General features: G+C 72.9%; 13 protein-coding genes and 1 tRNA gene. 9 read left to right on the forward strand and 5 right to left on the reverse strand.

Features of this window, described 5'->3' with window-relative positions; translation table 11 throughout:
• The first annotated feature begins 70 nt into the window (after positions 1-70).
• From AQJ11_RS01440 to AQJ11_RS01460, 5 genes are all read left to right on the forward strand, one after another.
• Entirely contained in the window at positions 71-358 is a 288-nt protein-coding gene (locus AQJ11_RS01440) for a hypothetical protein (RefSeq protein WP_014672804.1), read from the forward strand.
• Between the two features lie 155 nt (positions 359-513).
• A complete protein-coding gene (locus AQJ11_RS01445; RefSeq protein WP_059261552.1) occupies positions 514-1,017 on the forward strand; it encodes a DUF5949 family protein in 504 nt (167 codons plus the stop codon).
• 236 nt (positions 1,018-1,253) lie between these two features.
• Complete coding sequence (locus tag AQJ11_RS01450) at positions 1,254-1,766, forward strand: hypothetical protein (protein WP_059261553.1); 513 nt, start codon at positions 1,254-1,256, stop codon at positions 1,764-1,766.
• Positions 1,767-1,866: 100 nt separating this feature from the next.
• Positions 1,867-2,361 (forward strand): tyrosinase family oxidase copper chaperone, encoded by a 495-nt coding sequence (locus tag AQJ11_RS01455; protein WP_059261554.1) that lies wholly within the window; start codon positions 1,867-1,869, stop codon positions 2,359-2,361.
• Positions 2,345-3,211, forward strand: coding sequence for a tyrosinase family protein (locus AQJ11_RS01460; RefSeq protein WP_041665184.1), 867 nt, complete (start codon positions 2,345-2,347; stop codon positions 3,209-3,211). The genes AQJ11_RS01455 and AQJ11_RS01460 overlap by 17 nt, the downstream gene beginning before the upstream one ends.
• A gap of 118 nt (positions 3,212-3,329) precedes the next feature.
• Here AQJ11_RS01460 and AQJ11_RS01465 read toward each other — a convergent pair whose 3' ends face one another.
• Positions 3,330-3,644: a chaplin gene (locus AQJ11_RS01465; protein ID WP_059261555.1), complete on the reverse strand. Its 315-nt coding sequence runs from the start codon at positions 3,642-3,644 to the stop codon at positions 3,330-3,332.
• Between the two features lie 231 nt (positions 3,645-3,875).
• On the opposite strand from AQJ11_RS01465, the gene AQJ11_RS01470 reads away from it, so the two are divergent.
• Positions 3,876-4,478 carry a DUF2087 domain-containing protein gene (locus tag AQJ11_RS01470; protein ID WP_059261556.1) on the forward strand — a complete coding sequence of 201 codons (603 nt, stop codon included), beginning with the start codon at positions 3,876-3,878 and terminating at the stop codon, positions 4,476-4,478.
• A gap of 12 nt (positions 4,479-4,490) precedes the next feature.
• On the opposite strand, the gene AQJ11_RS01475 is transcribed toward AQJ11_RS01470, so the two are convergent.
• From AQJ11_RS01475 to AQJ11_RS01495, 4 genes are all read right to left on the reverse strand, one after another.
• The gene (locus AQJ11_RS01475) at positions 4,491-5,450 is read right to left on the reverse strand and encodes a D-2-hydroxyacid dehydrogenase family protein (RefSeq protein ID WP_059261557.1); all 960 of its coding nucleotides are present in this window, start codon (positions 5,448-5,450) and stop codon (positions 4,491-4,493) included.
• A 316-nt stretch (positions 5,451-5,766) separates the two neighbouring features.
• A complete protein-coding gene (locus AQJ11_RS01485) occupies positions 5,767-6,231 on the reverse strand; it encodes a hypothetical protein (RefSeq protein ID WP_398780007.1) in 465 nt (154 codons plus the stop codon).
• Between the two features lie 381 nt (positions 6,232-6,612).
• On the reverse strand, positions 6,613-7,236 hold the full coding sequence (locus AQJ11_RS01490; protein WP_341846270.1) for a hypothetical protein: 624 nt from the start codon (positions 7,234-7,236) through the stop codon (positions 6,613-6,615).
• A 242-nt stretch (positions 7,237-7,478) separates the two neighbouring features.
• Positions 7,479-7,554 (reverse strand) — tRNA-Arg (locus AQJ11_RS01495).
• A gap of 320 nt (positions 7,555-7,874) precedes the next feature.
• On the opposite strand from AQJ11_RS01495, the gene AQJ11_RS01500 reads away from it, so the two are divergent.
• The 3 genes from AQJ11_RS01500 to AQJ11_RS01510 all read left to right on the forward strand — a co-directional run bounded on the left by AQJ11_RS01500 (position 7,875) and on the right by AQJ11_RS01510 (position 12,899).
• Positions 7,875-9,482 carry a dynamin family protein gene (locus AQJ11_RS01500; protein ID WP_059261558.1) on the forward strand — a complete coding sequence of 536 codons (1,608 nt, stop codon included), beginning with the start codon at positions 7,875-7,877 and terminating at the stop codon, positions 9,480-9,482.
• Between the two features lie 3 nt (positions 9,483-9,485).
• Positions 9,486-11,915, forward strand: a complete 2,430-nt coding sequence (locus AQJ11_RS01505; protein ID WP_059261559.1) for a YfjP family GTPase — start codon at positions 9,486-9,488, stop codon at positions 11,913-11,915.
• A gap of 450 nt (positions 11,916-12,365) precedes the next feature.
• Positions 12,366-12,899 (forward strand): single-stranded DNA-binding protein, encoded by a 534-nt coding sequence (locus tag AQJ11_RS01510; protein ID WP_079082188.1) that lies wholly within the window; start codon positions 12,366-12,368, stop codon positions 12,897-12,899.
• The last annotated feature ends 204 nt before the right edge of the window (positions 12,900-13,103 follow it).

Here is a 13,103-nt window from a genome sequence, read left to right on the forward strand (position 1 = left end):
CCGGCCGGACATCGTTAGGCAGGGCGTCAGTTTTCCCCGGGTGACGTGAGTTGCCGAAGAAAGGAACACGATGAAGTCCCTGAAGGCCGCCGCCGTTGTCGCCGGTTCCGTGGCCCTTGCCGGCGTCGCCGCACCCGCGTTCGCCTACGACGCCCGGCACCTGCCGCCGATGAGCCTCAACGGCGCGCTCGCCGAACTGGCCGAGAAGCCACCCGCCGTGCGGGACCTGATGCCGTTGCAGCACCAGTCGGACGCGCTGAACACGGAGAACAAGGACTCGGTGCTCAGCAGCGTGAAGGGCGCCACCACCGCCCTCAACCAGCGGGGGCTGCTCGGCGGCCTGCCCCTGCAACGCTGACGCCCGCGCCCGCCAGGGCCGGTACCGCACCCGTGCGGACCGGCCCTGACGCGTGCCGGGACCCGTCCCCCGATCGTGTGGAGCGGCCCCGGGCGCTGCTCCGGAAGGGTGAGAAGCCGCCGGGTGACGCCACGGCGCGTCGATATGGTCGCGCGGTGACCTCAGTATCCAGCGAAATCCGCCCCTTCCGCGCCGCCGACCTCGGCACGCTCGCCCTGCTGGCCTGGATGGCCAGGAACGAGGAGGGCGACGGCCGGACGCCGTGTCTCCTCGCCTGCTCGCTGGGCGACGGCCCGGACGGCCCGGAGGCCGCGTCCGCCGCCGTGGCGCGGCTCCTCGACGAGATGGGCCTGCCCGTGGGCGGCGACCCGGTCGACGGCACCACCCGGCCGAGCCTGAAGGTCGGCATGCTGGTCGTCGCGGGCCAGATCGTGCTGCAAATGCCGCACGTCACCACCCAGGTCACCCCGCCGGCGGAGTGGCTGAGGGCGGTCGGGAAACTCGGTTACACCTACTTCATGTTCACCACGCGCGTCTGCCCCACGACCGCCCCGCGCCGGCCGGCCGAGGGCGCGGAGCTGGCCGCGTTCGCGGGAGCCCCGGAAACGACGAACGCCGCCGCGCACGCCTATCTGCCGGCCCGCAGCCTGCGCGTCTGATGCCCCGGGAGGCTGCCGGCCTCGTGGATCACCACCCGGTGCTCTCCTGCGGCAGGTGCTCTCCTGCGGCAGCGTGATGAGGAGCGCGCAAACGTCGGTCTTCGGCTTCCCCGACCCGCTGTGGCCGACGAGCTGACTATTACGGCACTCGGGCGAATTGTGAAATGAAGGCGCTTTCCGCTCGTTACGCGGTACGGACGTCGAACCCCCGCCTCCTGAAAGGGACCGTACCTGACATGAAGCCGACCACCCGAGGAACCCTTGCCGCCGTCGTCACGGGCGTCGCGGCCACCGTGGGGGCCGCCGCCCCGGCCGCGGCGGCCGGTACGGTCCCCGTCCCCGTGCCCCTGGGCGGCGTCTCCACGGCGCTCGGCATGGAGGTGCCGAGGCTCGGCGCCGAGCTGCCGCTGCCGAAGCCGGGCGCCCCCGACGGACCCCGGTACGTCACGGGCCGGCTCCTCCCCGACCGGACCCTGCCCCAGCTGCCGGTGACCAGTGGACTGCCCGGCCTGGACGCCAGGGCTCCGCTCCCGCACCCCCTGGGCGACGGCTTCGACCACCTCGACGTCGACGCGCCCGCCGGCGACCTGCGGGCCCTCGCCCCCGGCCTGTCCCTCGACGCCCCCTTGACCGCGCCCGACGGGAGCAACTTCGGCCTCCCCGGCGCCAAGCTGCCCCAGGCCGGCGTCCTCGCCCCGGTCCTCCAGACCGTCGCCGGCGGCAACCTGGGCACGGGCCCGGGACTGTAGCCGGGCACGGCCGTACCCGCCGTACGGCTCTGCTTCAGTGACCCCGCGCACCCTCGGCCGGTTAGCCGGTACGGAATCTGATCCCGGACGAGGAGTGAGCATGGTCGTCGGTGTCGGCGCGGTGGCGGTCGGTGCGGAGCAGCAGGCCGGAACGGGAGCGGCGAGACCGTCCCGCAGGGAGGTGGCGCGGAGGCTGCTGGCCTCCACGGCGGCGCTGGGACTGGCCCCGGTCGTCGCCGCCTCCCGGCCCGCGCCGTCGACCGGTGGGTCCGGCGGCGGCTCCTTCGACGAGACCTACCGGGGCCGCCGTATCCAGGGCGTCCTGGTCCCGGCCGCGGCGCCCGAGACGGACGGGGGCGAGTGGCGGATCACCGTCGACGGCCGCCCGCTGCACCTGATGCGCCGGGCCGACGGCACCTGGCTCAGCATGGTCGACCACTACACGTCGTACCGGACACCGCTGGAGGCGACCCGGGCGGCCGTGGACGAGATCGGCCCGGGACGGGAGCTGCGCGACCTCGCGCCGGGCCGGCTCGCCGGCGGGCACCCGGGAGGGCACGCGCACACGGGGGGACAGCATGGCGTACGTGCGTAAGAACGTCAGCACGCTCACCGCGGGCGAGCGACGACGGTTCGTGAACGCGCTGCTCACGCTCAAACGGCGGGGGCAGTACGACGAGTTCGTGCGCCTGCACATCGACTTCTACACCACCGACGGCGAGAACGGCCTGCGCACGGCCCACATGGCGCCGTCCTTCCTGCCCTGGCACCGCAGGTTCCTGCTGGATCTGGAACGGGCGCTGCGCCGGATCGACTCGTCGGTGACGGTGCCGTACTGGGACTGGACCCGGGACCGTACGACGACCTCCGTGCCGTGGACGAACGACCTGCTCGGCGGGAACGGGCGGCGCTCCGACCGGCAGGTCACGACCGGTCCGTTCGCCTATGCAGCGGGCCACTGGACCCTCAGGGAGGGCGTCACCGACGGCAAGTTCCTCACCCGGGACCTCGGTCGCTCGGCCGCCCCCCTCCAGCTTCCCACCCGCAGCGAGCTGAACTGGGCGCTGGACGACCCCGTCTACGACGCCCGGCCCTGGGACTCCACCGTCCGCAAGGGCTTCCGCAACAAGCTGGAGGGCTGGGGGGCCGGCAGCGGCAGCGGCTCCTGGAAGAACCACAACCGGGTGCACCGCTGGGTGGGCGGCGCCATGCTCGGCGGCGCGTCCGTCAACGACCCGGTGTTCTGGCTGCACCACGCCTTCCTCGACTTGCAGTGGTACCGCTGGCAGCGGGCCCACCGCAGCCACCGCTACCTCCCGGCCGAGCCGCCCGGCGTCGCCGACGACCAGCACCGGCGGGTCGTCGCCCGGCACGAGAAGCTGCCGCCGTGGGACGAGACACCGGACCAGTTGGAGGACGTGAGCCGGATCTACCGGTACGCGTGAGCGGGCACGTGTCCGCACGCGGGAAGGGGCCCCGGCGCTCGGAGTGCCGGGGCCCCTTCCCTGCGGTGGTGCCTGGTGTGCTGCGTGTGGTGCCTGTCGTGCCTGCGTGCCGGTCGGCTCAGTTGCCGTAGCCGTTGCCGTAGCCGTCGTGACCCGGGCCGGGGTTGCCGGGCTTGGCGGGCTTGCCCTTGTCGCTGTAGTTGACGCAGGCGTTGCCGAAGACCGGGTTCAGCACTCCGACGACGTCGACGGTGTTGCCGCACACGTTGACCGGGATGTGCACCGGAACCTGGACCACGTTGCCGGACACCACGCCGGGCGAACCGGCGGCGCCGCCCTGAGCGCCCGCGTCGGCCAGGGCCAGTCCGGCCCCGCTGACCACCACGGCACCGGTGCCGAGGGCGACAGCGGCTGCCTTCGCGATGCGAGACATCACGTTCTCCTTTTGTAGCTCGGAAAGCGCAGCGGCAGGCCCGCCGCCGCACTTCCCGTTCAACGGCGCCGCACGGGGCTGGTCACGGTGATCAGCGGCGGATCACCCTTTCAACGGCAGGGGGCTGTCGCTTGGACGGCAGGGTGCCGCTGCTTCGACGGCGGGGGGCTGTCGCGCGGGGCCGGGGTTTATTCGCGGGCGTCGGCGGGGGTCCGCCCCTACCCTCCGGGTATGGACACGGACAAGGCTCCCGACAGCGGTCGCGGCAGCGGTCCCGGCGACGGTCCGGACGCCGGTGAGCGGTCGCGGCAGTTGATCGGTCTGCTCGCAGAGGAGAACAGGTTGAGGGCCTTCGCGGCGGTGGCGCTGGGCGCGCGGAGCACCCGGCAGGTCGCCGAGACGGCGGGCCTCACGCCCAAGGACACGGCCCTCGCCCTGCTCAGACTGCGCGAGCAGGGAGCCGTGACGGACGGACCGGAGGACGGCCTGGCCGTCGCCCACGACCTCCTGCGCGAACTGGCCCGCCCCCGGCGAACGGAGGGTTCCGCACGCCCGGCCGCGGGCGATGCGGTGAGCACCTTCGTCCGGGACGGCCGTCTGCTCCGGCTGCCGGCCCAGTGGACCCGTAAGCAGCAGGTGCTGCGGCACATCGCGGAACGGACCTTCGAGCCGGGGGTCGCCTACCCGGAGCGGGTCGTGAACGAGCGCCTGCGGGCCTGGTGCGAGGGCACCGACGAGATCGACCATGTGACGCTCCGGCGGTACCTCGTGGACCTGCACGAACTGCGCCGGAGCGAGGGCGTCTACGAACGCGTGCGACCCCAGCCCGCCTGACCGCTTCGGCCCTCAGGGCAGGCGTCGTACGGGCGAGCCCGCCAGATAGGCCTGGATGTCCTCCACGGCCTGGCCGTAGTACGTCGTGTAGTTGGCGTGGGAGACGTAGCCGAGGTGGGGCGTGGCGAGGAGGCGCGGCGCGGTACGCATCGGATGACCGGCCGGCAGCGGCTCGATGTCGAAGACGTCGACTCCGGCGCCGGCGATGCGGCCTTCGTGCAGTGCGGCCAGCAGCGCGTCCTGGTCGACGATCGCGGCGCGGGAGGTGTTGACGAGGTAGGCGGTCGGCTTCAGCAGGGCGAGTTCGGCGGCGCCGACGAGACCGCGGGTACGGTCGCCGAGGGCGAGGTGCACGGACACGAAGTCGCTGTCGCGGAGCAACTCCTCCTTCGACCCGGCGAGTTCGACGCCCACCTCCGCGGCGCGCTCCTTGGTGAGGTTCTGGCTCCACGCGCTGACGCGCATGCCGAAGGCGAGGCCGACCTGGGCGACGCGGCTGCCGATCTTCCCCAGCCCGAGCAGGCCGAGCCGGCGGCCGTGCAGATCGGCGCCGACGGTCGACTGCCAGGGCCCGTCGCCGCGCAGCGCGTCGTTCTCCTGGACGATCCCACGGGCCAGACCGAGCAGCAGCGCCCAGGTCAGCTCGACCGGCGGGGTGCTGGAACTCGCCGTACCGCACACGGTGACCCCGTGCGCCTCGGCGGCGGCGTAGTCGATGACGCTGTTGCGCATCCCGGAGGCGATGAGCAGCTTCAGCCGGGGGAGGCGGGCGATGAGCGAGCCGGGGAAGGGGACGCGTTCGCGCAACGTCACGACGATGTCGTACTCGGCGAGCGCCGCGGCGACGGCGTCCTCTCCGTCGAGGTGCTCGCGCAGCGCGACGACCTCCACCTGCTCCTCGATCACCGACCAGTCGGCGAACCGGGTCGCCACACCCTGGAAGTCGTCCAGCACCACACAGCGAAGTCGCACGCGATCTCCCTCCCGCCCGGCGACTCTAGCGCGCGTCTGAACACCCCTCCCAGTCGATCCCGCCGCACCTCGCGCCCATTCTCACCTCCCCCGTCTGCCCAGCCACGCCACACACCCCCACCGCATGAGACCGCCCACACCGAGGGCCACGAGAACGGCTCCCCAGTCGATGACATGGGGAAGGCCGGGAAAGAACGCGAAGAACGCCAGGGCTCCCACGAGCCCCACCACGAACGCACCCCCACCGACCCACCGCCGACGCACATCCTCCGCTCGCCCCCGCCCGGGGCCCCGCTCCTGCTCACTCATGACCGACTCACTTGGTGATGTGGTGACACTGGCTGACGCGTCGCACGCCGTTGACGTAGAGGCGAGCACACGCCCTGCCATAACGAGGGAGCGTCTGGGGAGCGTTGTTCCGCATGGGGTCGATCTTGCACTCACTGTGCGTCTTGCCCCGTGAGGTGCGGTAGGTGCGGTTGTTGGTGTCGGCGTAGGTGAAGTCGATGCGCCAGTTGCAGAAGCCGCTGCTGAGGGCCGCGACGAAGGCGCAGTCGACGCCGGCGTTCTGGTACGTGATCTTCCTGCCGCTGCCGCGGATGATGTGCGTGAACATGCAACCGGTCGGCACCTTCACGGTCATACCGCCCACGCTGTACTCGAAGGTACGCACGGGCGTCGAGCCCATGGCGCCGGCGTGCGCGCTCGTCGGCGCGGCGAGGGCGAGGGATGCCGCGGTGGCCAGCGTCGTGACAACACGCCTGAGGTACTGCACGGTCAAGGTCGGTCCCCTTCTGATGATCGCCCGATGAACATCCGGGGCAACCGGGACCCACCGTGACCCGTTGCGGGGCGGCGGTCGGCTTCAGCAAAGTGAGGGAACTTGGCAACGCCGGGGTGACCAGCAAAAACGTTCCGGGCCACCATGCCGACGGGGCGCGAGGTGTCGAGTTCACCCCAGGCGTTGGCGACCAGGCGGAGGGCGAGACCGGCGCCCCCGGCGGGACCCGAAGCTGCGGTCAAGCGCTGGGAGGACGCGAGCGGACGTCGTTGGCGTGGGCCGCCGGCACCTTGCCGGTGCCGCGGTGGATCGCCGAGTGCCATCGCCGCCCGGCGGCGTCGCCGTCAGCGCTGATGCCGACCGCAGCCCCCTGATTACCGCTCAGATACGCCCACCGGTCAGACGAGTGATCGGACCGTGCGTGCGGCGCCCCGCGCGGTGACCCGCCAGGTATGACGTGGCGCCCAATGCCGACAAGCCCGCACCTACACCGGCGGCGAGGAGCTTTCGGTGGGCGATCACCGTCCACGCCGTCTTGGCGAAGGCCACGGCCTGTCCCGAGGCGGCGATGACCGCCTGACGGCCGGCTTGGACACGCTCGGACGCGCTGTGCACGACCGCGGTGCTTGCCCCGGCCACACGCTCGGCACCATCTGAGGCCGCTGACGTCACGTCACCGGCCTTGTCGGCCGCCTTGTCCGCCGCCTGCGACGCGGGAGCAGTCGCCTTCGCCGTGGCCTGCCGGGCCTTGGCAGACGCACCCCGCTTGGATACGGAACTCTGATTCGTGCCGCTGTTCGACTGACTCATGCACTCCGCCTTGCCGCTCGCGTCAGCGGCAAACTCACGGCTGACGCCAACGCCATTTTCCGAGGCAACGCGTGAGAACCCGGCCAGGGGCCGGAAGGAAGCCGTAGCCATGCGCGTGGAGGCCGTGACCCCGCCCGAGCGCGACCCCACCGACCAGCGGTGCGAGCTGCTGCGGACCGGCGCGGAGAGATCCATGCCTGACGAAGTGACGCAACGACGCCACCCCACCCGCCCAGGCGGCCGAGTGGACCGGGGCTGGCTGATTTTCGTCGAGTCGAGAACTTCGACACGCACCGGCGCGGCCACCGCGAGAACTTGGTGACAGCCGGACAGCCCCGGACCCGGCCCTTGATCACCAAGAGGGGGTCCGGGGTCGTCGTTCCAGCTGTCACATATTCTGACCAGCGAAAAGCCCTCCCGAGCGGGAGGGCGGAGAATGGCGCCCCCGGCAGGACTCGAACCTGCGGCCAAGCGCTTAGAAGGCGCCTGCTCTATCCACTGAGCTACGGGGGCCGGTGGGGTGGCTTCGTGCCTGGGGCCCTGGTGGGGGCTGACCCGTGACGTTGCCGGGGTCAAGGATAGGGCTCCCGGTTCCTTGACCCTGTCGCCTCGCCTCCGTGGCTCGATGTGGAGGTTCGGTGAAGCGGTCCTGATAATCGCAGGCAGGTACGAATCGTGCACCGTTTTTGGCGCCCGACGCCCCGGGTGTTGTGCACTCGTTATGCCTGGACTGTGCCCATGTCCCGGTCATCCCTTCCGTCCGTTCCGTTCCGTCGGCGCGCAGACATGTCCATATGCTTCAGAATTCCCCTAAAATTGGGCATTCTTCGCATGTGGTGACCTTGGACGTACGGCCTCAGCTGCTCGACACACTCTCCGCACTGCGCGACCGTGTCGCCGCCGCACGCTTTCCGCTGCCCCTCGCGGGGGCGCCACGCGCGCGTGCCAACCGCGACGAACTCCTCGCGCAACTCGACGACTATCTGGTACCCCGCCTACGGGAGCCCGAGGCGCCGCTGCTGGCCGTCATCGGCGGCTCCACCGGCGCGGGCAAGTCCACGCTCGTGAACTCCCTGGTCGGCCGACGGGTGAGCGAGGCCGGTGTGCTGCGGCCGACCACCCGGACACCGGTCCTTGTCTGCCATCCGGAGGATCATCACTGGTTCAGCGGCATGCGCGTGCTCCCCCAGCTCACCCGCGTGTGGGTGCCCGCCCAGGACCCCGCCGACGAGCTCCTGCTCACCGACGAGGCCCCCGCGCGCGTGCTGCGCGTCGAGACCGCCGACACCCTGCCGCGCGGGCTCGCCCTCCTCGACGCCCCCGACGTCGACTCGCTGATCGCCGAGAACCGCGTCCTCGCCGCCGAGCTGATCTGCGCCGCCGACATCTGGATCATGGTTACGACCGCCGCCCGCTACGCCGACGCCGTCCCCTGGCACCTGCTGCGCACCGCCAAGGAGTACGACGCGACCCTCGTCACCGTCCTGGACCGGGTACCCCACCAGGTCGTCTCCGAGGTCTCCCGGCAGTACGCGGCCCTGCTCACCAAGGCCGGGCTCGGCGACGTACCCCGCTTCACCGTGCCCGAGCTGCCCGAATCCGCCTGGGGCGCCGGGCTGCTGCCCGCCACCGCCGTCGCGCCCCTGAAGAGCTGGCTCGTCCACCACGCCCAGGACCCCGCCGCCCGCCACCACGTCATGGCCCGTACGGCCTACGGCCTCCTCGACTCGCTCAAGTCCCGCCTGCCCGAGCTGGCCGGAGCCGCCGCCTCCCAGTACGCGGCGGCCCACCGACTCACCTCCGCCGTCGAGACCGCCTATGACAAGGAGCACGCGCGCGTGCGGGCCCGTCTGCAGTCCGGCGCCGTACTCGCCGGGGACGCCCTCAAACGCTGGCGCGCCTTCCCCCTGGACTGCACCGCCGGGGAACTCCTGGACGCCCTCGTGGACAGCCTGGCCGCCCTGCTGCTGTGCGCCGTGACCGCCGCCGACGAGCGCGTCGACGATGCCTGGCGGCGCGAACCCGCCGCCGACGCCCCGGGGCTCGCCGCCCGGGACGCCTCCCTGGAGAGCGCCGAGCACCGCATCGGGCTCGCGGCCCGGCGCTGGCGGCGCGAGCTGGAGGAGTACGCCGAGGACGAGGTACGCGTGCTGGAGCGCACCGGCGCACCCGACCCGGAGGTCGTCGCCGCCCTCGTCGCCACGGCCGTGCTCGGCGGGCGCCGGGCACGTACCGCGGGCGAGGGGCTCGCCGAGCGGCTCGGCGCCCACGGCGTGCTGCGGCTGCGCGACCGGGCCGGACGACTGCTCATCGAACACGTGGACCGCGTCATGCACCGCGAACGCGAGCGGCGCCTCGCCCCGCTCGACGCCCTGGACGTCCACCCCGAGCCCCAGGCCGAACTCATCGCCGCGCTGTCCGTACTGCAGAAGGAGAGGTGACCGGTGACCGCCGTCACTGACCACGACCACACCGATCACACCGAGCACATCAGGCGCATGGACCACCTCGGCAGCGACAGCGGCGACACGGGGTCCAGCGAACACGGCGGTCACTCCGGCTCGGGCCCCATGGACGGTGTCGAGCGCGCGGGCGGCCTCCCGGAAGCACGCCCGAGCCTCGTCAAGGGCAAGCGCGGGGACGACGGCCCCGGCACCGATCGCCCCGCGGACGCGCCGCGGCCTGCCAGCATCGGCCGCTCGGGGGAGGGAGACGGGGACGGGAGCGAGGGGAAGGGCGAGAAGAGCGCCGGGAGCAACGACGACCGCTCGGACGGGGGCGACGGTACGGGCCGGGACGCCGGCGGCGGGCGCCCCGCGCGCGTGACGGACGAGAACGCCGACCGCGACGCCGAACGGGACGGCGTCACCGAGCGGGTCCGCGACTCCGAGCGGGACGGTGACGCCGAGCGGGACGGGGGCGGCGACCGCGAACGAAACGGCGCGCGCGACCGCGCACCCGATCGTGAGCGCCCCGCGCGCGGGCACAGCGCCGAGGACGGGGGCGTCTCAGGCGTCTCCGTACCCCGGCCACAGCCCCACTCGCCGAAGGCCCGCCCCGCATCCGAGACCACGGCCCCCAAGACCACCGCCACGGCCGACTCCGGCACCGGCACGGCCGCCGGCACCGGTACCGACGCCAAGCCCGACTCCTCCGGCGCCTGGGACGACGGTCTCATCGCGCGGCGCGTCACCGACGCCAACGCCGCCGCCCTCGCCACCGAGCGCGCCTCCGCCGCCGAACCCGCGCACCGCGGGCCAGCCAGCCACACCCCCGCCCCGCTGGCGTACGACGGCCCGCTGCGCTCCCGCCTGGACGCCCTGCGCGAACTCGTCGGGCTCTCCCGCACCCGACTGGACAACCGCACCCTCGCCGAGGCCGGCCGCGTCCTGGACGAGGCCGCCGCGCGCCGCAAACTCTCCGGGCGGCACACCGTCGTCGCCCTCGCCGGAGCGACCGGCAGCGGCAAGTCCCAGCTGTTCAACGCGCTCGCCGGAGTACCCATCTCGGAGACCGGCGTACGACGTCCGACCACGGCCGCACCCATCGCGTGCAGCTGGAGCGACGGCGCGGCCGGCCTCATCGACCGCCTCGGCATCCCGGGCCGGCTGCGCCGCCGCCCGCTGCACGGCCCCGACACCGAGGGGCAACTGCGCGGGCTGGTCCTGGTCGACCTGCCCGACCACGACTCGGCCGCCGTACAGCACCGCGAACAGGTGGACCGGATCCTGAAACTGGTCGACGCGGTCATTTGGGTGGTGGACCCGGAGAAGTACGCCGACGCCGTCCTGCACGAGCGGTACCTGCGGCCGATGGCCGGCCACGCCGAGATCATGTTCATCGTCCTCAACCAGGTGGACCGGCTCCCCGGGGACGCCGCCGACCAGGTGCTGGACGACCTGCGACGGCTGCTGGACGAGGACGGCATCGCGCTCGGCGAGCACGGCGAACCGGGAGCCACCGTGCTCGCGCTGTCCGCGCTCACCGGCGAGGGCGTCGGCGACCTGCGCGAGGCGCTCGGCCAGTTCGTGGCGGAGCGCGGCGCCGCGGCCCGCCGGGTGGCGGCCGACGTCGACAGCGCCGCGGCCGAACTGCGACCCGTCTACGCCACCGGACGGCGGGTCGGCCTCAGCGAGGAGGCGCGCGAGGAGTTCGCCGCACGCCTCGCGGACGCGGTGGGCGCCACCGCGGCGGGCGAGGCCGCCGAGCGCGCCTGGCTGCGCAACGCCAACCGCGCCTGCGGCACGCCCTGGCTGCGGCTGTGGCGCTGGTACCAAGGCCGTGGCGATTCCACGACGGGCCGGCACGCGGTGCGCGCCCAGGCCGACGAGGAGGCCACGGCCCGGCAGAGCGTCGAACAGGCGGTGCGTACGGTGTCCGACCGGGCCTCGGCCGGGCTGCCCGCCCCCTGGGCCCAGGCGGTGCGCGAAGCGGCCGTCCGCGGCTCCCACGGGCTGTCCGAGGCGCTGGACGACCTGGCGGCCCGAGCCGGACTGCCGCCGGGCCGCCCGCCCCGGCCGGGCTGGTGGCCGGTGGCCGTACTGGTCCAGGCGGCGATGACCCTGCTCCAGATCGCGGGCGGCGCGTGGCTCGTGGGGCAGATCGCCGGGGTGATGGCACCCAACCTTGGTGTTCCGGTGCTGCTGATGGTGTGCGGCATCATCGGCGGGCCGCTGGTGGAGTGGGCCTGCCGGATGGCGGCCCGGGGGCCCGCACGACGCTACGGCCAGGAAGCGGAACGTCGGCTACGAGAGGCGGCGGCGAGCTGCGGCCGGGCCCGGGTGCTCGATCCGGTGGCGGCGGAACTGCTGCGGTACCGGGAGGTCCGCGAACAGTACGGGAGGGTCGTGCGGACCGGGAGCGGGGTGAGGTGAGGCGGGTGGGGTGAGCCCCGGTGGGGGGTGGGTGACGGGGGCGGCCGGCGGTCGTCATCCGTGCCGGTTGTGAGCCGTGCCGATCGTCACTGATGCCGATCCTCACTCGTGCCGGTCGTGAGCCGCGCCGTTCGCCACCCGTGCCGTTCGCCACCCGTGCCGTTCGTCACCCTTGTCGGCTGTCCCCCGTGCGAGTGGCGGGGTTTTCCACAGGGGGACGGTCGTCCACAGCGCTCAGCGGGCTCGGCCCGGCGGAGGCAGTCTGAGGTCACGGCGATCGCACGCCGGGTCCGGCCAGGAGAAGCGGCGGGCGGTGCGGGCGGTTGTCGCGAGGTGCCGGCGCGTACGGCAGAGGTACGCGCCGGCACGGCAGACGCAGCCGTACGGGACGGGCCCGTACGTGTGCCCGCCCGGCCGGAAGGGGCCGGGCGAGGGAGGGGAGCGATCGAAGTGAACGAGACCAACGTCTGTGTGGTGGGGAACGTGGCGACCCGGCCGGCCTACCGCGAGCTGGCGACGGGACCGTCGGCCCGGTTCCGGCTCGCGGTGACCGCCCGCTACTGGGACCGGGAGAAGAACGTCTGGACGGACGGGCACACCAACTTCTTCACGGTGTGGGCCAACCGGCAGCTCGCGGTCAACGTGGCCGCGTGCGTGGAGGTGGGCCAGCCGGTCGTCGTCCAGGGCCGGCTCAAGGTGCGCACGGAGGTGCAGGGACAGCAGCAGTGGGCGTCCGCCGACATCGACGCCGTGGCGATCGGCCACGACCTGTCGCGCGGTATGGCCTTCTTCCAGCGCGCGGTCAAACCGGAGGCGCCACCGACGGCGGCCCGCCCGGAGCCGAACTGGGAGACACCGCGGCCGACGGAACCGCAGGACGGGCAGCCGGAACAGCGCGGCCAGGAGCAGCAGGACATGCAGGAACAGGGCGTGGGGGAAAGGGGACTTGCGTCACAGGAGCAGGAGGCGGTGGCGGTGACATGACGTCAGCAATGCGGCGACGCAAGCGCCTTGGTGCTGATCCGCCCCTCCCGTGCCGTGCGTGCCGCCTGAACGCACTGTACGAACCGGTGGATTTGTCGATACCGCCAGCTCGTGGGCAGTCCCGGCGATAACGATTACGGATCGGATCGGCCATCGGATGATCCGACCGGCGGGTGAGGCTCCGGCTGATCCATAGGATGCCGG

Origin of the sequence: Streptomyces corchorusii (assembly GCF_001514055.1) — a bacterium.
GTDB classification, from domain to species: Bacteria; Actinomycetota; Actinomycetes; order Streptomycetales; family Streptomycetaceae; genus Streptomyces; species Streptomyces olivaceoviridis.

Excerpts from the sequence above, each read along its gene's own strand:
- AQJ11_RS01455 (WP_059261554.1), top strand. The coding sequence starts at position 1,867 with ATGGTCGTCGGTGTCGGCGCGGTGGCGGTCGGTGCGGAGCAGCAGGCC.
- AQJ11_RS01450 (WP_059261553.1), top strand. The coding sequence starts at position 1,254 with ATGAAGCCGACCACCCGAGGAACCCTTGCCGCCGTCGTCACGGGCGTC.
- AQJ11_RS01465 (WP_059261555.1), bottom strand. The coding sequence starts at position 3,644 with ATGTCTCGCATCGCGAAGGCAGCCGCTGTCGCCCTCGGCACCGGTGCC.
- AQJ11_RS01490 (WP_341846270.1), bottom strand. The coding sequence starts at position 7,236 with ATGGATCTCTCCGCGCCGGTCCGCAGCAGCTCGCACCGCTGGTCGGTG.
- AQJ11_RS01440 (WP_014672804.1), top strand. The coding sequence starts at position 71 with ATGAAGTCCCTGAAGGCCGCCGCCGTTGTCGCCGGTTCCGTGGCCCTT.
- AQJ11_RS01470 (WP_059261556.1), top strand. The coding sequence starts at position 3,876 with ATGGACACGGACAAGGCTCCCGACAGCGGTCGCGGCAGCGGTCCCGGC.
- AQJ11_RS01460 (WP_041665184.1), top strand. The coding sequence starts at position 2,345 with ATGGCGTACGTGCGTAAGAACGTCAGCACGCTCACCGCGGGCGAGCGA.